The sequence below is a fragment of the Vibrio satsumensis genome (assembly GCF_050337435.1).
In the GTDB taxonomy this organism is placed as follows: Bacteria; Pseudomonadota; Gammaproteobacteria; order Enterobacterales; family Vibrionaceae; genus Vibrio; species Vibrio satsumensis.
In genome coordinates, this window is the sequence record NZ_JAKJSX010000014.1 from 36647 (window position 1) to 59093 (window position 22447).

General features: G+C 44.7%; 18 protein-coding genes. 9 read left to right on the forward strand and 9 right to left on the reverse strand.

What is annotated here, in order from left to right; translation table 11 throughout:
• Nucleotides 1-1341 (reverse strand): Na(+)-translocating NADH-quinone reductase subunit A, encoded by a 1341-nt coding sequence (locus L4C44_RS18095; protein ID WP_032545690.1) that lies wholly within the window; start codon nucleotides 1339-1341, stop codon nucleotides 1-3.
• 521 nt (nucleotides 1342-1862) lie between these two features.
• Nucleotides 1863-2171, reverse strand: a complete 309-nt coding sequence (gene bolA, locus L4C44_RS18100; protein WP_004737616.1) for a transcriptional regulator BolA — start codon at nucleotides 2169-2171, stop codon at nucleotides 1863-1865.
• Between the two features lie 174 nt (nucleotides 2172-2345).
• Here bolA and L4C44_RS18105 point away from each other — a divergent pair, with 174 nt between their 5' ends.
• The 4 genes from L4C44_RS18105 (at nucleotide 2346) to L4C44_RS18120 (ending at nucleotide 6093) form a co-directional block, all read left to right on the forward strand.
• Nucleotides 2346-3497, forward strand: a complete 1152-nt coding sequence (locus tag L4C44_RS18105) for a methyltransferase (RefSeq protein ID WP_371714467.1) — start codon at nucleotides 2346-2348, stop codon at nucleotides 3495-3497.
• Between the two features lie 66 nt (nucleotides 3498-3563).
• A complete protein-coding gene (locus tag L4C44_RS18110; protein WP_017067736.1) occupies nucleotides 3564-4133 on the forward strand; it encodes a YajG family lipoprotein in 570 nt (189 codons plus the stop codon).
• On the forward strand, nucleotides 4133-4681 hold the full coding sequence (locus L4C44_RS18115) for a peptidylprolyl isomerase (protein ID WP_017071274.1): 549 nt from the start codon (nucleotides 4133-4135) through the stop codon (nucleotides 4679-4681). Before L4C44_RS18110 ends, L4C44_RS18115 begins: the two co-directional genes overlap by 1 nt.
• 53 nt (nucleotides 4682-4734) lie before the next feature.
• On the forward strand, nucleotides 4735-6093 hold the full coding sequence (locus L4C44_RS18120) for an AmpG family muropeptide MFS transporter (RefSeq protein ID WP_146491381.1): 1359 nt from the start codon (nucleotides 4735-4737) through the stop codon (nucleotides 6091-6093).
• A 76-nt stretch (nucleotides 6094-6169) separates the two neighbouring features.
• Here L4C44_RS18120 and L4C44_RS18125 read toward each other — a convergent pair whose 3' ends face one another.
• Nucleotides 6170-7516, reverse strand: coding sequence for a DUF4397 domain-containing protein (locus L4C44_RS18125; RefSeq protein ID WP_428805514.1), 1347 nt, complete (start codon nucleotides 7514-7516; stop codon nucleotides 6170-6172).
• A gap of 585 nt (nucleotides 7517-8101) precedes the next feature.
• Here L4C44_RS18125 and L4C44_RS18130 point away from each other — a divergent pair.
• The 3 genes from L4C44_RS18130 to csdA all read left to right on the forward strand — a co-directional run bounded on the left by L4C44_RS18130 (nucleotide 8102) and on the right by csdA (nucleotide 11214).
• Complete coding sequence (locus L4C44_RS18130) at nucleotides 8102-8911, forward strand: nucleoside-specific channel-forming Tsx family protein (RefSeq protein WP_146491379.1); 810 nt, start codon at nucleotides 8102-8104, stop codon at nucleotides 8909-8911.
• A 110-nt stretch (nucleotides 8912-9021) separates the two neighbouring features.
• Nucleotides 9022-9915 carry a 2-dehydropantoate 2-reductase gene (gene panE, locus L4C44_RS18135; RefSeq protein ID WP_146491378.1) on the forward strand — a complete coding sequence of 298 codons (894 nt, stop codon included), beginning with the start codon at nucleotides 9022-9024 and terminating at the stop codon, nucleotides 9913-9915.
• Between the two features lie 87 nt (nucleotides 9916-10002).
• Nucleotides 10003-11214, forward strand: a complete 1212-nt coding sequence (csdA, locus tag L4C44_RS18140; RefSeq protein ID WP_146491377.1) for a cysteine desulfurase CsdA — start codon at nucleotides 10003-10005, stop codon at nucleotides 11212-11214.
• A 140-nt stretch (nucleotides 11215-11354) separates the two neighbouring features.
• On the opposite strand, the gene csdE is transcribed toward csdA, so the two are convergent.
• The 4 genes from csdE to L4C44_RS18160 all read right to left on the reverse strand — a co-directional run bounded on the left by csdE (nucleotide 11355) and on the right by L4C44_RS18160 (nucleotide 14411).
• Nucleotides 11355-11783, reverse strand: a complete 429-nt coding sequence (csdE, locus tag L4C44_RS18145; RefSeq protein ID WP_285955026.1) for a cysteine desulfurase sulfur acceptor subunit CsdE — start codon at nucleotides 11781-11783, stop codon at nucleotides 11355-11357.
• 37 nt (nucleotides 11784-11820) lie between these two features.
• Nucleotides 11821-12630: a tRNA cyclic N6-threonylcarbamoyladenosine(37) synthase TcdA gene (tcdA, locus tag L4C44_RS18150; protein WP_017059899.1), complete on the reverse strand. Its 810-nt coding sequence runs from the start codon at nucleotides 12628-12630 to the stop codon at nucleotides 11821-11823.
• A gap of 113 nt (nucleotides 12631-12743) precedes the next feature.
• The gene (gene mltA / locus L4C44_RS18155; protein WP_428805515.1) at nucleotides 12744-13856 is read right to left on the reverse strand and encodes a murein transglycosylase A; all 1113 of its coding nucleotides are present in this window, start codon (nucleotides 13854-13856) and stop codon (nucleotides 12744-12746) included.
• 81 nt (nucleotides 13857-13937) lie between these two features.
• Nucleotides 13938-14411, reverse strand: coding sequence for a DUF2850 domain-containing protein (locus tag L4C44_RS18160; protein WP_060983350.1), 474 nt, complete (start codon nucleotides 14409-14411; stop codon nucleotides 13938-13940).
• Between the two features lie 162 nt (nucleotides 14412-14573).
• On the opposite strand from L4C44_RS18160, the gene argA reads away from it, so the two are divergent.
• Together argA and L4C44_RS18170 are read left to right on the forward strand one after the other, a co-directional pair.
• Nucleotides 14574-15911 carry an amino-acid N-acetyltransferase gene (gene argA / locus L4C44_RS18165; protein ID WP_146491375.1) on the forward strand — a complete coding sequence of 446 codons (1338 nt, stop codon included), beginning with the start codon at nucleotides 14574-14576 and terminating at the stop codon, nucleotides 15909-15911.
• A 282-nt stretch (nucleotides 15912-16193) separates the two neighbouring features.
• The gene (locus tag L4C44_RS18170) at nucleotides 16194-16385 is read left to right on the forward strand and encodes a hypothetical protein (protein ID WP_004735192.1); all 192 of its coding nucleotides are present in this window, start codon (nucleotides 16194-16196) and stop codon (nucleotides 16383-16385) included.
• 79 nt (nucleotides 16386-16464) lie between these two features.
• On the opposite strand, the gene recD is transcribed toward L4C44_RS18170, so the two are convergent.
• On the reverse strand, nucleotides 16465-18675 hold the full coding sequence (gene recD / locus L4C44_RS18175) for an exodeoxyribonuclease V subunit alpha (protein WP_428805516.1): 2211 nt from the start codon (nucleotides 18673-18675) through the stop codon (nucleotides 16465-16467).
• Nucleotides 18675-22349: an exodeoxyribonuclease V subunit beta gene (gene recB / locus L4C44_RS18180; protein ID WP_428805517.1), complete on the reverse strand. Its 3675-nt coding sequence runs from the start codon at nucleotides 22347-22349 to the stop codon at nucleotides 18675-18677. The genes recD and recB overlap by 1 nt, the downstream gene beginning before the upstream one ends.
• Nucleotides 22350-22447: the final 98 nt, after the last annotated feature.

Here is a 22447-nt window from a genome sequence, read left to right on the forward strand (position 1 = left end):
TTACCCTTCCTTCACAATTGTATCTAGGCATTCACGAAGTAACTGACCGTACTCGTACTTACCAGGACATACAAAGGTACACAGTGCTAAATCTTCTTCATCTAGCTCTAGCGCACCAAGTGCTTGTGCACTATCAACGTCGCCAGCACATAGATCGCGAAGCAGCAAAGTAGGCTCCATATCTAATGGCATTACTTTCTCGTAGTTACCAATTGGAACCATAGAGCGATCACTACCGTTTGTTGTCGTTGTCATGTTGAACAACTGACCTTTAAACACGTGACCAAGGAATGAACGAGTAACAGAGAACTTGTTCTTACCAGGCATAGCCCAGCCAAATAGCTCTTTATCACGACCTTCACGAAGAACCGAAACCTGTTGATGGTAACGGCCAAGGTAAGCATGTGGACCTGAAGCGTGAACACCAGATAATACTGAACCTGAGATCAGGCGAACTTCACCTGGCATCAACTCGCTGTCCGTCAACTCTTCAAGGCTAGCACCAATTTGAGTACGAACTAGGCGTGGGTTATTAACTACTGGACCAGCCAGAGAAACAACACGCTCAGAGTAAATCTCACCAGTAAGGAACAACTTACCGAATGCGATAACGTCTTGGTAGTTAATGCTCCACGCTACATTTTGTGCATTTACCGGGTATAGGTAATGCATATGCGTGCCTGCAAGACCTGCAGGGTGTGGGCCATCAAAAACATGTTCTTCAACGTTAGACTGAGCTGAACGAGGTAAGCTAGTACCTTTTTTACAAACGTACACTTTACCGTTAGTCAGAGTTGAAAGAAGATCTAAACCAGCAACGAAAGCATCAGACTGCTCGTTAATGATTAATTCTGGCTCAGCTGCTAGCGGATTAGTATCCATAGCAGTAACGAAAATAGCCTGAGTTTCAGAATCAACTGCTGGAACCTTGCTGAACGGACGAGTTCGCAAAGCGGTCCATGCGCCAGACTCAACTAACTGAGCTTTAACCGTTTCACGGTCAAGACTTGCTAGTTGGTTAGCTTCATAGCTATTGAACGTGATTTGCTCATTGCCTGCTACTTCAATCACTACTGATTGAAGAACACGCTTAGCACCACGGTTCACTTCAATAACTTTACCGCTTGCTGGAGAAGTAAATACAACACCTGGGTTCTTTTTATCTGCAAAAAGAACTTGGCCTTTCTTCACTTCATCACCAACGCGAGCATGCATCGTAGGACGCATACCAACGTACTCTTCGCCAAGCAAGGCGACTTTAGTGATGGACTTACCATCATTAATCACCTGGGATGGAGTTCCTGCGATAGGAAGATCCAAACCCTTCTTTATTGTAATCATACGCACTTGCACTACTTTATCGGGAAAAAGATTCTTTTAATTGCGTAAATTCAGGACGTTTTAAAATCGCCCTTAGACACGACATTACAGTGTCCGGTTTTGGTAAATTTGAGATACCAAAATCGCAACATTACATTAATAAATTCACCACAAAGATTATGTGAGATTTATCAGGTGCCGTATTCTAGCATTTTTTGACAACTTGATGCCATGACCAATAACTTGAATACGGCCTATATTTGGTGAGATTTGAAGCATATGGACTCTAAAATATGTATAAATTTGACGAGCCGCACAGATAAAATGGCTTTTGAATCGTGTTTTAAACAAGAGATTAATACTCTGTCACAAACTCATATTTTTCGAGTTATGTTGAAACACTGTTAATAAAAACACTACTCGTTGTGGGTATTTTCAACCGCTCGATTTACCATCAGTTTGAGTGATATAACAACGAAAAACAGATGTATTTGGCAACAAAAAAGGTGGCATCGCCACCTCTTCTATATTCGATTACTCTACTATTTCCCACCGCCCATACACATTGGGCTATCTGGCACGTTATCTAGCTGCTTCAACCATTCATCTTTTGTATAAGTGTGAATGGACAGTGCGTGAATATTGTTCGCAAGCTCTTCTGAAAGAGCTTTATTTACCGCTCGATGACGAGCAATAAGGCGTAAACCTTCAAACGCATCGCTGACAACAATCACTTTAAAATGACTCTCAGAACCGGCCGGAACATTGTGCATATAGCTCTCATTGATCACGTTTAAATGACTTGGTGAAAACTCATTGTGCAATTTTGTTTCGATAACTTCTTGGATCATTGTGATTCCTTTATAACGTATTGGCATTATCCGTGGGGTGAGTATAAACCCTAATAGGTCGAGTGTCCGAGTATTTAATAGCGAATGGCATAGGTTTGGTTGAGTTTTATCTATCTTGTTCAGGCCGCATTTGAGACAATATCTTTGTTATTTCTTACATAAGTATCTCAAGCAATGAAAACCGAACTTACCTTTCACGACAGAACTTTGACCTTACATCGTTTCCCAAAACGTTCAAATGAAACCCTTCAAGCTTGGGATGCGGGCGACGAATACCTGATCAGTCATGTTGAAGAGATGAATCTTGAACCTGGCAAACACATTCTGATCATGAACGACAGCTTTGGTGCCCTATCCACTTGGTTCTCGAAAGATCATGATGTCACCATGATGAGCGACTCATTTATTTCTCATCGCGGTGCGCTAAAAAACTTACAGCGTAATCAATGTAATCGAGTCAACTTTTTAAACACCATGGATGATATCCCGCACGGTATCGACCTTGTGATCATGCAGCTACCAAAGACCAACCGCCACCTAGTATGGCAGTTAAGTCAGTTACGCCAAGCACTGTCAGAAGGCTGCCAAGTGATCGGTGTCAACAAAGTCAAAGAGATCCACACCTCTACACTTAACCTTTTCGAGAAGTACCTAGGCGAGACCAAAACCTCGTTAGCGAAGAAAAAGCACCGCTTGGTTTTCTCTTCTCCAAATTGCCAACCTGTTCAAACGGTAGAGCCTTTTGTGGAGTGGGATGTAGACGGTGAAGATATCCGCCTGAAAAATTTACCAAATGTTTACTCAGGGGAAGCACTCGATCAAGGCGCTCGCTATATGCTAGAGCATATCCCTCAAGATCCAGAGCTGCGTCATATCATCGACCTAGGCTGTGGCAACGGTGTATTGAGCGTAAAAGCAGGGCAATTGAACCCACAAGCTCGTATTACCTGTGTGGATGAAAGCTTTATGGCTGTGGAGTCAGCACGCCAAAACGTCAAGGATAACCTTGGTGAAGACGGCAACTTCCAGTTCATCGCCAACAACTGTTTAGATGGCTTTAAGAAAAACAGCACCTACTTAGTGATGTGTAATCCTCCATTCCATCAGCAACAAGCGATTACTGATCACATTGCATGGCAAATGTTCTGTGATGCAAAGCATGTTCTTAGCAATGGAGGCAAATTAATTGTTATTGGCAACCGACACCTCGGATACGATGTCAAACTAGCGAGACTATTTGGTGAAGCTAACGTTGAAACGCTTGAACTAAACCAAAAATTTGAGATATTACAAGCAACAAGAGAGCCTGCGAATTTTAATAAATAAGCAGAAACGACTTCACAAGAATTTAAGATACCGAGCTTCTGGTGTGAATTTAGAAAGGATAAAGGAATGAAAAAACTGATTTTGGCTGCTTCTATTATGGCTTTGACAGCATGTTCAGCCCCTCAGCAAGAACAAATCAATGTAATGCCAGAAGCTTCACTAAGCTCAAGCAACCTTGTACAAGGCAAAACATACACACTAACCAGTAAAGATGTTCGTGCCGCTCAATATGTTGCATTGGTTGATAGTGGCCGTTCAAACATTCAACCAATTCATGCTAAGCAAAACATGCGTATTTCTCTAGAAAACGCTATTGCTCAGCAGTTAGAGTCTCAAGGTTTTCGTGCAAGCGTAAACAGTGAAAACTCAATTGTTTTGGAGATTCAAGAAGCGCTTGTTACCGTAGAACACACCATTATGGAAAACAAAATGGACGGTAAAGTAACGCTTGAAGTTACGGCTGAAACGCCTGAAGGCAAGTTAGTGAAAACATTCAACGGTACTGCAACGCGCACTGGTGCCTTGAGTGCGTCAAATGACGACATCTCTATGGTTCTTAATGACGTGATTAACTTGGTTCTTACGGAAATCGCTAACGACCAAGAGCTACAAACTTACATGAAGGAACGTTTCTAATGGTTCGTATTTTATCTTCTATCGCATTAATGTTGGTGAGCGTGAGCGTTTGGGCTGGTCCTAAAGTGAACGTAGAAACAACATTAGGCGACTTCACAATTGAGCTAAACCAAGAACAAGCACCGGTTAGCGCGGAGAACTTCCTAAAATACGTTGCAGACGGCAGCTACGAAGGCACTATCTTCCACCGTGTTATCCCTGGTTTCATGGCACAAGGTGGCGGCTTCGATCAAGACATGAATCAACAAGCGACTTATGCTCCTATCAAGAATGAAGGCAGCAACGGCCTGAAGAACGATACAGCAACAATCGCTATGGCTCGTACTAATGCGCCAGATTCTGCAACTCGCCAGTTCTTCATTAACTTCTCTGATAATGATTTTTTGAACGCAAAAGGTGGTAACCCAGGCTACGCTGTATTTGGCAAAGTAACTGAAGGTTTTGATGTTGTTCAAAAGATGGCAACGATTCCAACCAAGCGAATGGGCCGCATGTCAGACATCCCAGTCGACCCAATCGTCATCACTAAAGTGACCCTTCTTAAGTAATCCAATGTAACGCCCTTATTTCTTAAGGGCGTTTTTCTATACAAGGACGCCCTATGTCATCAGGCACTCCCTCTCTTTCTTGGATGCAGACTTTTCGCAGCTACCTAGATAAACGTCTACTTTGGGTGTTTATGCTCGGCTGTTCGAGTGGCTTCCCATGGGTTCTTATTGGATCCAACATGTCTGGCTGGCTAAAAGATGCAGGTTTAACGCGTGCTGCCATTGGCTACTTTGGTAGTGTGTTTGCCGTGTATGCGATTAACTTTTTATGGGCACCATTGGTAGACCGAGTAAAACTGCCGGTGCTTCACGCAATACTCGGCCAGCGCCGCAGTTGGATCTTTTTCTGCCAAACCATTGTTTTAATCGGCACCTTATTCATCGCAGGCGTCAATCCCGCAGAGAATTTGGCGTTTACCTCAATGTTGGCGCTCGCTATTGCCATTGCCTCAGCCACGCAAGACATCGCGATTGATGCATTTCGTATTGATACCTTCCCAAAATCCGAAGCATCAAAACTGCCGCAAGCTTCCGCAATGGCCGTAATTGGGTGGTGGACGGGTTATTCACTACCAGGCTACCTTGCCTTTATTAATGCAGACTCAATCGGTTGGAATGGCGTGTATTACGGAATGGCAGGTGTCGTTGTTGTATTAATGCTGTTTACTCTTTTTGTCGGAGAGCCAAATACACAACGTGAAGCCCTACAAGAACAAGCACAACAGCGACACAATAAAGTGGTCGGCTCAAAGCTTGTCGCTTGGTTCAGTGTGACGGTAATTGAACCATTTTATGATTTCTTCAAAAGAAACGGAGTTCAAGTTGCCATTACTCTATTGCTGTTTGTGTTCCTATTTAAGATAGGTGAAGCCTTCCTAGGTCGCATGTCGATCACCTTCTATAAAGAGATAGGTTTCAGTAATGAACAGATCGGTCATTACTCCAAGTTAATTGGCTGGGGCGCGACGATATTCTTCACTTTGGTAGGCAGTGTCTTCAATGTGAAATTCGGTATTGTACGCGGACTGATGATCGGCGGTGTGGCAATGGCGGCCAGTAATCTAATGTTTGCGTGGATCGCTCACACTGGCCCGAGTGAAACCTTGTTCTTGGCAACCATCATTGTCGATAACTTTACAACTGCGTTTTCAACCGTAGCGTTTGTCTCTTTCTTAACACTATTAACCGGGCAAGCTTTCTCAGCGACACAGTATGCCTTGTTAGCATCGTTGGGGAATTTCGGTCGAACAACGCTGGCTTCATTCAGTGGTGAGTTGGTTGATTACCTCAATGATTGGTCAACCTTCTTTATACTAACCGCACTTATGGTGATTCCAAGTTTGATCATGCTCTATTCGTTGCGCCACTTTTTCACAGATTTACTGGAAAAAGCAAAAACCAACCAAGAGTAGTTGAACAAAAAAGCAAAAGAAAAGAAGGTAGCATCACGCTACCCTCTTTTTCTTTGTCACTAGTAACCTGTAAGAACTAGTCTGTTGTATCACTCACAATAAGGTTGAAGCCTGTGCCAGCCGAGTCATCGATCGCCACCACTTGATACACTACACCATCAGCTAAGGTTGCGGGCGCAGAGTCGATAGCCACAACCGACGGCTGACCCGCTACAGTAATCGTCACAAAATAAGACCCCGCCGCAACATAAATGCCATTCGCATAATCTTTGAACTTCACATCACTTAGCGCTGGAGTGCTACCAGAGATCCCCGCGTTTTCTGTTAAGTAAATATCCACCGAAGCCGCTATTGGGTTAGCAGCGGCGTGGGTAATGTTTAGCACCGCGCTGGTCGCAACCGGACGACGGTTTTCAGGAATAACCAATGGTTCCAAACTCAGTGGAGTTACCGTCCCTACTGCATAGATGCTGTAATCCATACCAGCAAATACCGCGACTCCATCTGCATCAATCAGTGCATTGGTTGTAGTGCCATCAGCAAAGATGTCAATGTCATAACTTCCTGCGGCTAAATCGATAAAACCGCGGATCTCTTTAAACATCAAATCAGCAAGAGGTGCAAATGCAGCTCCGTTGACAAAAACATCTACATCTGGGGCGACATCAACGAGATGACCGACTCTTACTTCTGCAGTTTCTGCCATGTCGTAGATTAAAGATGAGCCCGAACCGTCCAATACCATCAATTTTACTGGGGAAGTGCTATTGGAGTCAGCTCTTGGCACAGCCGCGATCGTTAGCTCGCTACCGCCAGACAGAGTTATTTCTCCGGAGTCAAAAGCAATAGCATTGCCGCTCACGGTTTCTAATCTCACTCGGTATTGCCCTGCTGGAATATTGAGTACGTCAGTAAAGTCTTTATAACCGAGAGTGCCAAGCGGAGCACCCAATGGATCATTCGGCGCCGTTACGTATAAGTTCACATCTCCAACCCCTGTTGCCGCGTGAACAACTTGCACATCTAAACTTGAACTCGTTGCCGTTCCCTCAGAAGGTCGCGTCACAACTAAAGCCTCAACCGGGTTATTAGAACCGTCAGCGTCACCGACCACCATCACGGTGTAATCTAATTCACCGCTCAAATCGAATTGGCTTGGCGAAATTACAGTGGCAACTGCGTCACCTGGGAGTTGGACATCGACTTGAAGAGTTGTCTGGCCTTGATTTACTGAAGCGTACCCAGACGCTTGAGCATAATCGACACCAGTCCAACGAGCCTGACTGTTAACGATAACATTAGCTAAAGGAGCATCGGGGGATGCATGAACAGCTTGTAGTTGTGTAGTAGGTTCATCGTCATCGTCACACCCAACAATGAACAGAGTTGATATTGCTACCGCTAATAATGGTGAATATTTCATGGTCTTCTCTCCAAAAAAGTTAGACCAGTTCGTCACACAAATAGTTAGTCCAATAACTAACCTTTAAAAATTGTTTCAAAATCTAGTGCAGTGAACTGTCGTTGGTTCTCCGTGATTCAAAAAGTAGTTAGTTTTAATCCCTAGTCAGTCATCACATGAGTTGGTCATCAATTGATTCCACCACCATTACGGAGTTGGTTAAAAATAGATCAAAGAGAGGATCTAACTGAGGAGAGATTTAGTCGTTTTCTGGGGATAAATTACATAGAAAAGAATACTGTTGATTTTGATATGCATATCACTCTAATTAGTAGAATCGTTTGCTTAGAGCAGTATTTCACCTATTTATCCATAAAATAATCGAATTTCACAAAATCAATAGAATTAGAGCTGCATCGAGATGCATTGCCATCTTAAAGTTCCATCATTTAGATCAGTAGTGTGATCAACCTCACCTTAATAATTGTAGTTTTCACTCTGTCTCACTTTTATTTGAGAACAAAATCGCTATTATGCTCGGCATTCGGACATCATAAACACGCACGGATTAGCGGGTTACTTATTTCAAACATAGAGAGTTCCATTATGCGTAAATCACTTTTAACTCTTGGCTTACTTGCAGCAGTATCTGCTCCAGTAATGGCAGCTGATTATTCTGACGGCGACATCCATAAGAACGATTACAAATGGATGCAGTTCAACCTTATGGGTGCATTCAATGAGAAAGGCGTTACTGAGTCTACTCATGATTACCTAGAGATGGAATTTGGTGGTCGCTCTGGAATCTTTGATCTTTACGGTTACGTTGACGTATTCAACCTAACTTCTGATCCAGGTAGTGATAAAAATGGCCAAGAAAAAATCTTCATGAAGTTTGCTCCTCGTATGTCTCTTGACGGGCTAACAGGTAAAGATCTTTCTTTCGGTCCAGTTCAAGAGCTTTACGTATCTACGCTTATGGAATGGGGTGGTAACTCTGGCGTTAACACTCAAAAAGTTGGTCTTGGTTCTGATGTAATGGTTCCATGGTTTGGCAAAATGGGTCTAAACCTTTACGGTACATACGACTCAAACAACAAAGACTGGAACGGTTTCCAAATCTCGACTAACTGGTTCAAGCCATTCTACTTCTTCGAGAACGGTTCATTCATCTCTTACCAAGGTTACATCGATTACCAATTCGGTATGCAAGATGAGTACTCTCAAGTAAGCAACGGCGGCGCGATGTTTAACGGTCTTTACTGGCACTCAGATCGCTTTGCAGTTGGTTACGGCTTGAAACTATACAGCGATGTATACGGCTTTAAAGATGGCGCAAACCTTCCATGGGATGCATCTACACAAGCTGAATCTTCTGGCGTAGGTCACTACGTAGCAGTAACTTACAAGTTCTAATCGAACTTCTAAGAAAGTTTCCAAAATGGCACCCTCGGGTGCCATTTTTTATTGCTTTCGTTTAATGCCTCGCTATCCTTGCAACATCACTTTCTTATCTCGGTATTGCTGTGAACATCACGATTGTTGGACCTGGAGCAATTGGCTCTTTATGGGCAATAAAACTACTTCAAGCTGGTCATAATGTCTCTTTGTGGAGCCGCTCCCCTGAAACCTCAATGGACCTATCACTTGATGAGCAAGCTTCACTTTCCTTCAGTAATAACAATATCGAAAAACTATCTGCGAGTGACTTAGTGATCTCCACAGTCAAAGCTTGGCAAGTAGAAGAAGCCACCACTCCGTTACTTCAATATCTCGACTCTGATACCATTCTCATGTTCATGCATAACGGAATGGGCGCAGTTGATCAGATAGCGGCTCAAATTAATGACCACCCGGTAGTACTAGCAACTACCACTCAAGCCGCATTCAAGCCCGACAAGAATAATGTTTGTCACACAGGGTTAGGACAAACTCAACTGGGTGCTTTTAATCAAACAGGTCAGCAGTGCACGTTTTTAGTTGATGTATTGGAACACGCTCTCCCCGCTGTGAGTTGGAACCCACAAATAAAAACCGCGCTTTGGACCAAACTCGCCATCAATTGTGCTATCAATCCACTGACTGGGTTGGAACAAATCAAGAATGGCAAACTTGCAGACCAAAAGTTTGGGGATACTTTAAGCTCTATCGTTGAAGAGCTCACAAAAGTTATGCAAGCCGAAGAGATCGCTTGTTCATTCGACGAATTAGAAGCCAGCGTCAAACAGGTAATCCAAGCCACAGCGCAGAACAACTCATCCATGAAGCAGGATATGTTTTACCAACGCAAGACAGAGATCGACTTCATCACTGGGCACCTAATAAAAACAGCGCTTAAGCATCAGATAAAAGTTCCCGTTAACCAAAAGCTGTTCGATCAGGTCAAAGAGCAAGAAAATAGCTGGAATCATCAAGATTAGTCAGCAACGGTTAACAAGTCGCGATAAAATAACAATACCGCTAAGCACAACGCTAGCACCAATTTCCAAGATTTTAGGTAAGAATAGATGTTTGATATCAATCACATCCGAGAGCAGTTTCCTGCGCTATCACAAACCATCAATCAACAACCATTGATTTACTTAGACAGCGCGGCAACAACACAAAAACCTCAGGTAGTTATTGATGCCATTAGCCAATATTACTCCAAACAAAATGCCAATGTTCACCGTGGTAGTCATAGCTTAACAGCGAACGCGACCAGTCAGTTTGAAGCTGCTAGAGATAAGGTCGCTCAGTTCATTGGCGCAGCCTCATCAAAAGAGATCATCTGGACTCGTGGTGCCACCGAAGCACTCAATTTAATTGCTCAAACTTACGCAAGAAGTACCCTTCAACCTGGCGATGAGATCTTAGTGAGTGAAATGGAACATCACGCCAACATAGTGCCTTGGCAAATTGTTGCAGAACAAACCGGCGCTAAAGTCGTTAAAGTACCAATGACATCGGATTGCGAATTTGACCTCACTGCGTTTGATGCACTTTTAAATGAACAAACCAAAATTGTTGCATTAGCTCAGATAACCAACGTAACAGGTTCTCGTCAGCCGATTGAAGTCGTCATCGAGAAAGCACACAAAATGAATGCGATTGTTGTGGTCGATGGCGCACAAGGCATCGTTCATGAGCCTGTTGATGTTTCATCTTTAGGTGCGGATTTCTACGTATTCTCTGGGCACAAACTCTATGCCCCTGCGGGTATCGGCGCGCTTTATGGCAAGCTTGAATTACTCGAAGCGATGCCCCCTTGGCATGGCGGTGGCAAAATGGTCGAGCGAGTTGCGTTCTCTGGCACTACTTTTTCTGAACTGCCAGGGAAGTTCGAAGCGGGCACACCAAATGTTGCCGGTGCTATAGCATTAAGCACCGCAATTGAGTGGTTAAGTGGTTTTGCACAACAAGATGTCGAAAATCATATCCACCAGCTACAACAGAAAACCTACCAAGCACTCAATCAATTGGATGACATCCAAATCCTTGGCTACAAACCAAATTCAAGTGTGATTACTTTTGTGATGGATGGCGTTCACCACCAAGACATTGCTACGCTGTTGGATCAGCAAGGTATCGCGGTACGTGCAGGGCACCACTGTGCTCACCCATTAATGGATGCACTTGGAGTGAAAGGAACGGTTCGAATTTCATTTGGTATTTACAACAACATGGATGATGTTGAAAAACTCGTAGCGGCGATAGAAAAAGCCGTTGAGATGCTTTAGCGAGTAGCGAGTAGCGAGTAGCGAGTAGCGAGTAGCGAGTAGCGAGTAGCGAGTAGCGAGTAGCGAGTAGCGAGTAGCGAAATTATGTAGGGTTGGCGTTTAGCGTCAACCCTTTTTGTTTCTGTGTATATTAAGAAATGTTAAGCACTTAGCTCTTGGATTTGAGCAACAATCGCTTTTAATCCATTACCGCGGGATGGGCTTAGATGGGTAATTAAACCGATTTGTTCGAAGTAGCCATCAATATCGAACAATTGAACCTGCTCTGATGTTTTTCCATCATACGCAGCCATCACTAATGCAATCAGACCGCGAACGATACGAGCATCAGAGTCAGCACAAAAGTGCCAAACACCATCGATATTTTGAGAAACCAACCACACTTGGCTTTCACAGCCAGAGACAATCACCTGTTCACTTTTCAGTTCATCAGGCATAGTTGGCAGTTTCTTACCCCATTGAATGACTTGGCGATAACGGTCTTCCCAGCCGCTGAATGTCTGCATCTTCGCGACGATATCATCACTGGTAATTTCAGTGCCGAATGGAGAGCTTGGGAATGTGGTCATTTTAATATCCAGTCGATTATTAATTGAATAGAAGACGTTACTTAGCGTGCTTTTGAATCAGCTTTTCTACAATACGCGAAACAGCCACAAAACCAAAAGTCGCCGTTACTACGGTTGCCGCACCAAAGCCCGTCGCACAATCCATGCGCTTTGGACCTTCAGCTGTTGCTTTCGCAGCACATACACTGCCGTCAGCTTGAGGGTATTTCAGCTGTTCAGTCGAGAACACACAATCGATACCAAACTTACGCGCTGGATTCTTAGGGAAATTATGATGACGACGAAGGGTATCTTTAAGCTTCTTCGCTAGCGGATCTTGAATCGTCTTGGTCAAATCGGCCACTTTGATTTGCGTTGGGTCGATTTGCCCCCCCGCACCACCAGTGGTGATTACTTTGATTTTGTTACTGCGGCAATACGCCAATAGCGAAGCCTTAGCCTTCATGCTATCGATCGCATCCAACACAAAATCGAACTCTTTCGATAAGTATTCCGCCTGATTATCAGGACCGATGAAATCGTCAATCAGGTTAACTTTACACTCAGGGTTAATCAGCTTAACACGCTCGGCCATCACTTCGATTTTGCTCTTACCAACCGTGCCCGACATTGCATGAATTTGACGGTTGATGTTAGTCACACACACATCATCCATATCGATCAAAGTAAGCTCACCTAAACCAGTACGAGCAAGTGCTTCAACAGCCCATGAACCTACACCGCCAATACCGATAACACACACGTGTGCAGCTCTAAGTATGTCGACTTCACTATTGCCATACAGACGACGAGTGCCACCAAATCGTTGGTCATAGTTTTCTGAAGCTGGAGTGGTCAATTCACGCATTGTTGCCGCCAATTTATTTCTGAGAAAAAGAAAAGAGTGCGTTTTATACGCACTCTTGAATAAAAAGTCTAGGGGATTAGCGATTCGCTTTCAATGCCCTATTTTATTGTCGCTTACTCAACCTTTTCAGGAGGCAAAGCCCAAGGCGCTTCGGTTGCGCTGCCATCTAAGCCGAGCTTCCACACGCGACCAAAATGCTTGTAGTGACCCGCTTCAGTGCCTGCTCGCGGCCCCATACCATGGTAGAGATCCAAATGGTTCTGCTTAACCGCGCCGCCCGTATCCAAAACCAATAACAATCTTAATTGGTGCGCACCGCTCCAAGTACCATCCGCATTCAATAAAGGAACCTCAGCCAAAATGGGAGTTCCCATAGGCAAGATAGAGCGATCGCCTGCTACTGCAGCCATTGGCAATAGAGGAATCCCAGCACTGCCCATTACTGACAAGTCGTCTCTCGCTTCAAAAAACACGAAAGATGGATTTTTCTCAAGCAACTCTTTGACCACTTCAGGATCGTTTGCCAACACCCACTCTTTGATTGCTTTTAGTGACATTTTTTCGCGTGGAACTAAGCCTCGCTCAATCAAAACACGGCCAATGCTTACATAAGCTTTATTGTTCTTACCTGCGTATGCGAAATACTGCAGCGTATCATCATCACCGAAGTGCACGAACCCACTGCCCTGCACTTCCATCATAAATGGGTCGATACGGTTTGCTGAGTAACCTAACTCAAGGCCTTGACCTTCTAATGCGCCGTTGTAAATCTCTTCGCGTGTTGGACACTCTTTACCACACTCAGGAAGCCCGTAAACTGGGTAACGGTATTCTTCATTCGCTTCGTGGCGCAGTTCCATAACAGGAGAAAAGTAGCCTGTAAACAAAACATTGCCTTGTTTATCACCACCACCTAGTTGAGCAGTTTGAACGCCAAAATTAGCGAGTTCGCTTGGATCTCCACTCAGCATCGCCCACTCATTGAGTTGTTGATAAAGCGGCTCATAGATTTTAGCCATTGAAAGGGATTTAGAAACCACCATCTCAGCTTGTTCTGCAAATTCGGTATAGTCTCTTGGTTTATTGGATTCAACCTGATCGACCTTATTCAAGGTACGAGGAAATTCGTCATCAAGGTGTTGTTGAGCAAGATCAGTGGGTTGAGCACAGCCAAATAACAAAGAGGCCGCGACTAGGGGAAGCCATTTTTTAATCACAAGAGTCATCCTAAAAATTCTATGCATCGAGGATGACAAAAACAGTCAGATAACACAATCGTAGATTGTAAGAGTTTACAATAAGATAACCTATCGGACGGAGTTATCGATGTGACCTTTAAGACGGAAGATGGGATTGTAGTGACTGTCAGAATCGAGCACCATTTCTGTATTGTCAGAGTTGGTCATGCGGAAGCGATAGGTTTTATCACCCGCCTTGTATTCAAAGTAATTACCGTCAAAATCAAAGGTCGTCGAAACAACAGATCCACGAACTGACACACCATTAGCATTCAGTACAAACTCATCTGTCGCATAATGTGCAACATCCTGCTCTATCCAAGTGCCATATATTAGATGATCAGGCGTCGCCGCATCTTGCACTCGGGAAAGCACATCACCAAATAAAGAAACCACAGCAAATGAACCCACCAAGGCTAAAACCATTAAGCAGCGCTCAATGATCTTACGCTTCAACTTAGATTGATTGCGCTGATCTGCTTCACTATAGAGGCCTTTAGTGATCTCATCGATCTTGTTCTTTGTAGCTGGAGCTTGCTGCATTCGTTTACGACTCATAAGGATGCTATGCGCATTCTACACTGAGACAGTTTATATATTGAAGCCTACATAAGAATAGTTTGCGCTTTATTCCAAAAAGGTGTTGTTTAGATTTGAATTTAAATGCTAAATTAACGAATAAATAAACACAAATGGACTTGTTCTGTGAAATTAAGAAGTACAGCGCTAGTAAAAGGTTTCAGACAATCAACCCCTTACGTGAATGCTCACCGTGGCAAAACCATGGTCATTATGCTGGGAGGCGAAGCTGTTGCCGATAGAAACTTTGGTAACATTATTAGCGACATTGCCCTACTCCACAGCCTTGGCGTGAAGATTGTTCTCGTTCACGGGGCAAGGCCACAGATCAACCAACTGCTAGCAAAACAAGATTGCCATACGCCTTATCATAAGAACATTAGGGTCACTGATGAATATTCTCTGGGTGTAGCAATGCAAGCTGCTGGACAGCTGCAACTTGCTATCACCGCGCGCCTTTCGATGAGTTTGAACAACACTCCGATGGCAGGTACTCAACTCAATGTGATGAGTGGTAACTTCATTACGGCTCAGCCGCTAGGTGTGGATGACGGTACGGATTATTGCCACAGCGGGCGTATTCGTCGAATCGATATCGAAGGAATAAATCGCACACTCGACCAAGGATCCATCGTACTGCTGGGCCCTATCGCTAGTTCCGTGACAGGCGAAAGCTTTAATCTGCTTTCTGAAGAAGTCGCCACCCAAGTTGCGATTCGTTTAAAAGCCGACAAACTGATTGGTTTCTGCTCCGAACAAGGGGTAACAGATGAAAGCGGCACTGTACTCGCCGAACTCTTCCCTAAAGACGCCAAGCAAATTCTAGAACGCTTAACGGAATCTCAAAAGCCTGCCGAAGACATGAGCACAGGAACACTGCGCTTCTTGAAAGGAGCGATCTCTGCTTGTCGTGCCGGAGTCCCTCGTTGTCACCTCATCAGCTACAAAGTCGATGGCGCATTAATCCAAGAGCTGTTCTCTTTTGATGGTATTGGCACGCAAGTGGTCATGGCGAGTGCCGAGCAAGTCAGACAAGCTCAGATTGATGATATCGGTGGTATCTTTGATCTCATTCGCCCTTTAGAAGAACAAGGCATCTTGGTTCGCCGATCAAGAGAACAATTAGAGCAAGAGATCCATCGATTTACCATTATCGAAAAAGACGGGCTAATTATTGGTTGCGCAGCGCTATACGCCTACCCGGAAGATCACATGGCAGAGATGGCATGTGTTGCAATTCATCCTGATTATCGTGATGGAAATCGTGGACAATTACTGCTGGATTACATGCGCCACCAATCAAAATCTCGCGATATCGACCAAATATTTGTCCTAACGACACACAGCCTTCATTGGTTCCGTGAACAAGGTTTTTACGAGATAGCAGTTGATGAATTACCGATGGAAAAACAAGGGCTATACAACTATCAACGTAACTCAAAGATCCTAGCACTTAACGTATAAATAAAGTTTTGGAGCAAAATCTCACTTCAACATAAAAATAATTGTAAACGTAATCGTTTTCTATATGAGATTTATTAACTATGCACTTTAACTCACACGTAAAATTGTATAGAATTTGGTCGCTTTAACAAAATAACAAATGTTTTTATTGGAATTACCATCTCGGTTGTCATATCACATGCATTGAGGTGGTCACTGCACGGATTGCTATACCCGTTGACGGTCAGCACGCTAACATTAGCTCTGCTCGTTAATATAAACAGCAAAAAGAGCAACATTGATATGAGAACCATTGTTTGTAACTCGCTGCAAAGTTTTTGGGATATGGCTGATAACCAATTCTTAGAAGGGCTAGACGTACACTGCGTGTTCCCTGTGAGCGAAAATCTAAAAGAGTTTATTTTGAATTGCCAAGCAAAATACAAGATAAACCACATATCGTTTACTCGAGCGTTTTTAAGCAAAGAGTCTTAATAACGTTCAAAGCAACCAGGGATGGTTGCTTTGTGTTTATCTAGCTTAAGTTCAAGTCCTTTCTAGCAGTAATTAACAACTAATTCGTTAAGCGACTGCCTAAACCACTCACTCGCTCTGTTTTCACCTTAATCCCACGCTTCAACACATTTGTGTCGCTGAACATCATCAGTCGTTTCTTGGCACGTGTAATACCGGTATAGATAAGCTCTCGCGTTAAAATAGGGCTGAAATCCGGCGGCAAGATCATTAAGGTCAGATCAAATTCACTACCCTGAGATTTATGTATCGTCATCGCATAAGCTGTTTCATGATCGGGCACTCGGCTTGGTAGCACAGCTTTCACGCTGCCATCGGGCAACTCAAAATAGACCTTCAAGCGAGGAGTTGAATCAGGTTGGCTTGAATCCGCCTCAAGCATACAAATACCAATATCACCATTGTATAATCCCAAGCCATGATCATTTCGCGTCACCATGACAGGTCGCCCGTGATACCACAGCTCGTCGTTGTGTGGGTTCACTAAACGTCTTGCGGCAAGCGCTCTTTCAATTCGGTGGTTGAGGCCTTTAACACCAAAATCACCTTCACGAATAGAACACAACAGTCGGCATTGACTGAACAAATCGAGTACCGATTTGGCTCTCGCGTCTTGAGTCTCTAACTCTTCCAATGGCACATTCATTCGGTTGAGATACGCACCATACTCATTAACCAAGGTACGTAGCATCAAGTTATAGCTGTCGCTCGATAGAGGATGGTTCTCAATATCGCCAAATCCTTTGGCAAACACTTGGTCTACTTGATTCGCAGAGCCGTTATTGATTGCTTTTGCTAACTGCCCGATACCTGAACGGGCATCGAAACGATAACTCTTCTGCAGCATACACAAGCTATCAGCAATCGCAGGAGGGTTAACCGATCCTGTTTTGACTTGTCTTGGTTTAGCTATCGCATCAAAGCCTGTCATTTCCGCAATCAAATTGCCTTGCGCTGAGCTGTAGCCTGTTGAATTAAACGAGCAGATATCGCCCAACACCGCGCCCGCTTCTACTGAAGCGAGCTGATCTTTATCACCAAGCAGAATCAACCTTGCGTGCTCCGGGAGTGCATCCACCAGCTTATACATCATCGACAGATCGACCATAGAAGCTTCATCCACCACCAAGATATCAAGGTGAAGTGGATTACGTCGGTTGTGTCTAAACTCAGCACGGTTGGGAATCGCACCAAGTAATCGGTGTAAAGTGCTCGATTCCGTTGGTATGTTGGCTTTCACTTCAGGCGCTAATGGCAACTGTTCAATCGCTTTACCAATCGACTCAGTTAAACGTGCCGCCGCTTTACCCGTTGGTGCAACTAGCTTAATCGTTGGTGTTTTACCTTGGCTTAGTGATTGCTCGACCATTGCCGACAGTAATTTGGTTACGGTGGTCGTTTTACCGGTACCCGGCCCACCAGAAATCACCGCGAAGCGACGACTCAGCGCTACCGCTGCCGCCACTTTTTGCCAGTTCAAGCATGCCGATAACGGTACCAAGCCGTCTAGAACATCTAGGTCCGTCACTTGCTTAGCTTCTACAATCGTTTGATCAATTGCGCCCCAATTCAAAGATTGCTCATCGACGATATCAAGATGATCACACACCAGCTGTTGGCGTAATACCTGAGAGGTTTGTTGGTTCGCTTCAGCCTTGGCTAAGGCATTAAACAGGAAGTGATAACTGCGTGCAAACAGCTGATTGAGCGTTTTAGTCAGTGCTTTTTTCTGCTCAATATTGAATTCTACTGGCTTACTTAAACGGTTTAACGTTTCAGCCAACACAACTTCATAGTTCCAATAACGCTGTAAGTAGACACGTTGTCCATCAAACATCAGCGGCTTAACGCAGTCATTCGTTGTTCCAACGAGATTAGATGATTGCAGAACAGCCGCCCAATCAATACCTAACAATTTCTGGTTCAGTTGCAGTGCCGTTTCACCGTACAACCCAAGTAACTGGGCTAGATCTGCCGTTTGCTCAAGGTCTACCGTATGCTGATGTATCAGCTGAGTACAAATGTGTCCTTTGCCTAATTCATGGCTCACCACCCCAGCTAGAAAGCCGAGCTCTTGAGAGTGACTCGTCGCTTGCTGAGCGATGAAACGAGCAAACTGATAATCCAGTTGACGAATTGAGCCCTTGTCGGCGAGGAACTTTAATACATCCATGAGCTGCTCAGGGATAAGTGAAACTGGCTTAACAAAGTTGGCTGTCTCTATGCTGGTATTCGCGGTCGTTGTCGTCATTATAGAAGCCCCATCTGTCCAGTTTCATTGTCATTCAATTGTGCTGAACGTCTGTCTATCACTTTACCGTCAATCAATTGATCCATTTCATTGAGCAAAGCCAATGTAGGTTTCGCCGAGAAAATACCTTGTTGAGATTGGCCGTCCATTCCTCTTAAAAACAAGTAATAAACCCCACCAAAATGTTGTTCGTAGCTGTAATTGGCAACACGACTCCGTAAAAAGCGGTGCAGTGCCAATGCATAGATTTGATATTGTAGATCGTAGCGGTGGTCTGCCATCGCCGATTTCAATGCTTCACCATGGTAGACGGCAACGTCATCACCTAAATGGTTCGATTTCCAGTCGAGCACATAGTATTTACCTTGGTGCTCGAACACCAAATCGATGAAGCCTTTCAACATGCCTTGTACGGTTTGGAAGCCTAGATCACCCGCTTTGGCTGATAACGGATCATGATATTGAATGGTTTGATTCAATTCAGATGCGGCCAACACTTCGATAGGCAACAAGAACTCCATTTCGACTAATCGTTGAGTCGAGTCTTTCTCACTTAGCTTTAGATTTTTGCCATCCAACGCGGTGTTCAACACCGTGTCGACCAGTTGCTGAAGCACAGGTAGCCACTCTAATTCATATTGCTCTGATTCTAATAAGTGAGTGATTACTTGCGTGTTATGCTCACTGGTTGCTGGTTCGGTAAATTCAACCTCCTCAAACAAGGTGTGCAAGAAAGTACCTGGGCGAGCACCACGTGGGAACGTAAAGATAGATCGTTCAGGTTCAATCAACTCAGATTCATCCTGCTCATCAGCCGAGTCAATATCAAAGCCAGATACCTCAATGGTCGCGTCATGACTCGCACCGTGACTGCCTTGCTTTACAAGCCCCGAGTAACTGGTGATACGCCAAGCCCTGTCGATTGAAGCCTTTAGCTCGTTCGCATGTAAGTCTTCGCTCACTTGCTCTGTCTGTACAAACACTTGCTCGTGCGCGGTTGGAGTCTCGGCTAGCAGCACACTTGAGTTCTTGCCCTCAATGGCTGCAAGAGCCTGATGCAATTCGGCAATACCTTGCTCTTGACCGTTTTGAACCAAATAGCCCATCGCACTCAAATGCACGCCGGTCGGCTCTTTGGTTGAACGCCCTTTACGCAGTGGCGCCATACCAATAAAACAGCCATAAACCGCACGAGTCAGTGCTACATAAATCAAGCGTAGATCTTCCGCCAAACGCTCTTTATCCGCTTGAGCTAAGGCACTGTCACTACCTGTAATATCCAGTACTGTGGTATCTGAATCATGGTCGTAGAATTTGCCTTCGCTCGCTTCTCGGTAACTCGCGACAAATGGCAGAAATACTAAGTCATATTCCAAACCTTTCGACTTATGAATGGTAACGATTTGAACTAAATTTCTTTCTGACTCAAGACGCTGAATGTCATCTTCACTGCCGCCTAAACCATTTTGAGCATCAGAGATCGCTTCTGCCAGCCAACGTAACAAGCCGTAGTCGCTGTCGAGTTCCTGCCTTGCTTGTTGTAGCAATTCGCCAATGTGCATCAAATCAGTGAGTGAGCGCTCACCATTTTCTTCTTCCAGTAAGCGTTCCGCGAGATGTCGCTTGCTAATCACGCTACGAAGCATTGGTAGTACGCCACGCTGTAGCCACAACTTACGATATTCTCGAAATTCGTTAACGACGTTTTCCCACACGACTTCATCGTTGTTGAGTTCATCCAATGAAGACGCATCCAGAGCAAACAACTCAGAGGCTAAACTCGCGCGCAATGCACGGTCATTCTCAGGTGTCAGCACCGCTTGTAACAAGCGTTGAATATCTTGCGCAACCAAGCTGGTGAATACACTGTCTCGGTTAGACAAATACACACTTGCAATGCCTTGTTCAGAGAGTGCATTCTTGATCAGACGACCTTCACTACCAGTTCGAACCAAGACAGCAATATCACCCGCATTCACGGCATGTTGTTTTTTGCCGTTATCAAAATAGGCTTGCTGGTTTTGAGAAGCGGTCAGAATAGTTTGAATTTGACTCGCCGTCGCCTCAGCCATTGCCTTGTGATATTCGCCCTTTGGTAACGGCTTGTCTTCAGCCTCTTGTAGCCAAAAGGTGAGTGCGTGCTGAGTTTCTCCGTTCATCACCCATTGGCGCTTATCAGCCGATGGACTGGCTGCAACAGGCAAAAATGGAATGTCTTGATCATAGATAAACGGACTGTCTGAATTCATAAACACTTGGTTTACTGCACTGACCATATCAGCACTCGAACGCCAGTTAGTGCCTAAGGTGTAGTGAGCACTAACTTGGTTTCTCGCCTTGATATAGGTAAAGATATCTGCGCCACGAAAGCCATAAATCGCCTGCTTCGGGTCACCGATCATAAACAAGCCGCACTGCGGATTATCGAGATAGATTCGGCTAAAAATACTGTATTGCAGCGGATCGGTATCTTGGAATTCATCGATCATCGCCACCGGGTAGAGTGTGCGAATTCTTTCCACCAGCAAGGATTGCTCATCGACATCTATCGACGCAGATAACTGGGTCAGCAAGTCATCAAACGACAACCACTGCTTCTGCTGTTTAGCCTTGGCTAGCATAGTTCGACAATGGGTAATCGCATGCGCCAATAACGGAGCTTTCAAGTCGGCAGGGTTATTTAAGAAATCTTCAATCGCTTCGAAAACGACATGCTGCGGTGCGGTGCCTTTCGGTGTTTTCTCGATTAAAGTGGCTTGAGAGAACTTCTCTAACTTGTCTGGATATTGATAATCATGGGTGTCGCTTTGCGCCCATGCCGTCACCGCCTCTAGCCATGTCGGCAGAGACTTCTTGGTGTAACTGCGTTTGTTCACATCCGAGCCAGAGATCAAAGCTAAAAAATCCGCTTCAGACTCACACCACAGCGCTTTGAGCTGCTTCACTTTGTCTAGGTTCTGGTTGTGCAGAGTTTGCAAATCACCCGACATCGCGTCGACAGTTAACTTCAATGGAGAGCCCGTCAGGTAACGATTGACGTCTGCTAACAATGCAGCCGGTGAACCCCAGATATTACGCACCTCACCAGCCAGTTGAATAGGTAGCGGATAAAACTGCTTACGCCAATAGTCAGCAACTACTTGTGCTTTCAGATGGCTTTCGTCGGTCACAAACTCATTATCAAAACGGCTTCCTGATTCAAAAGCATTTTGGGTCAACATGCGCTGACAGAAACCGTGAATGGTGTATACCGCGGCCTCATCCATTTGCCTTTCGGCATTAAGCAGAGTTTTCGCAGCGCCAGCGTGGTCTTCGATTTCTTGCAGCAAAGGAGCAATCACTGGGTCGTCACTTTGCCCGCGAGCAAACGCAATGCGCGCATCATGGATTCGAGCACGGATACGATCTCGCAGCTCAGCCGTTGCTGCTTCAGTAAAAGTCACCACCAGAATTTGGTCTACGGTTAGTGGCTCATGGTGTCGGGTGGCTTCTGTAAGCTCACCTTGTGGTGTTGCCGTGCCGTGTCCGAGCAGTAAGCGTAAGTACAAGCCAGCGATGGTAAATGTTTTACCTGTACCCGCCGATGCTTCAATTAAACGCGCGCCATGAAGTGGAAACGTCATGGTATTGAGTGTCTGTGGAGCAATTACCTGAACACTGCTTGTGGTCGTCATGCCTTACTGCCTTCTGATAAATATGTTGTTACAAATGTGACCTAGCATGGAAAACGTCATTCAATTTACGTCCTACGCTGATTTGTTAATAGTTAGTG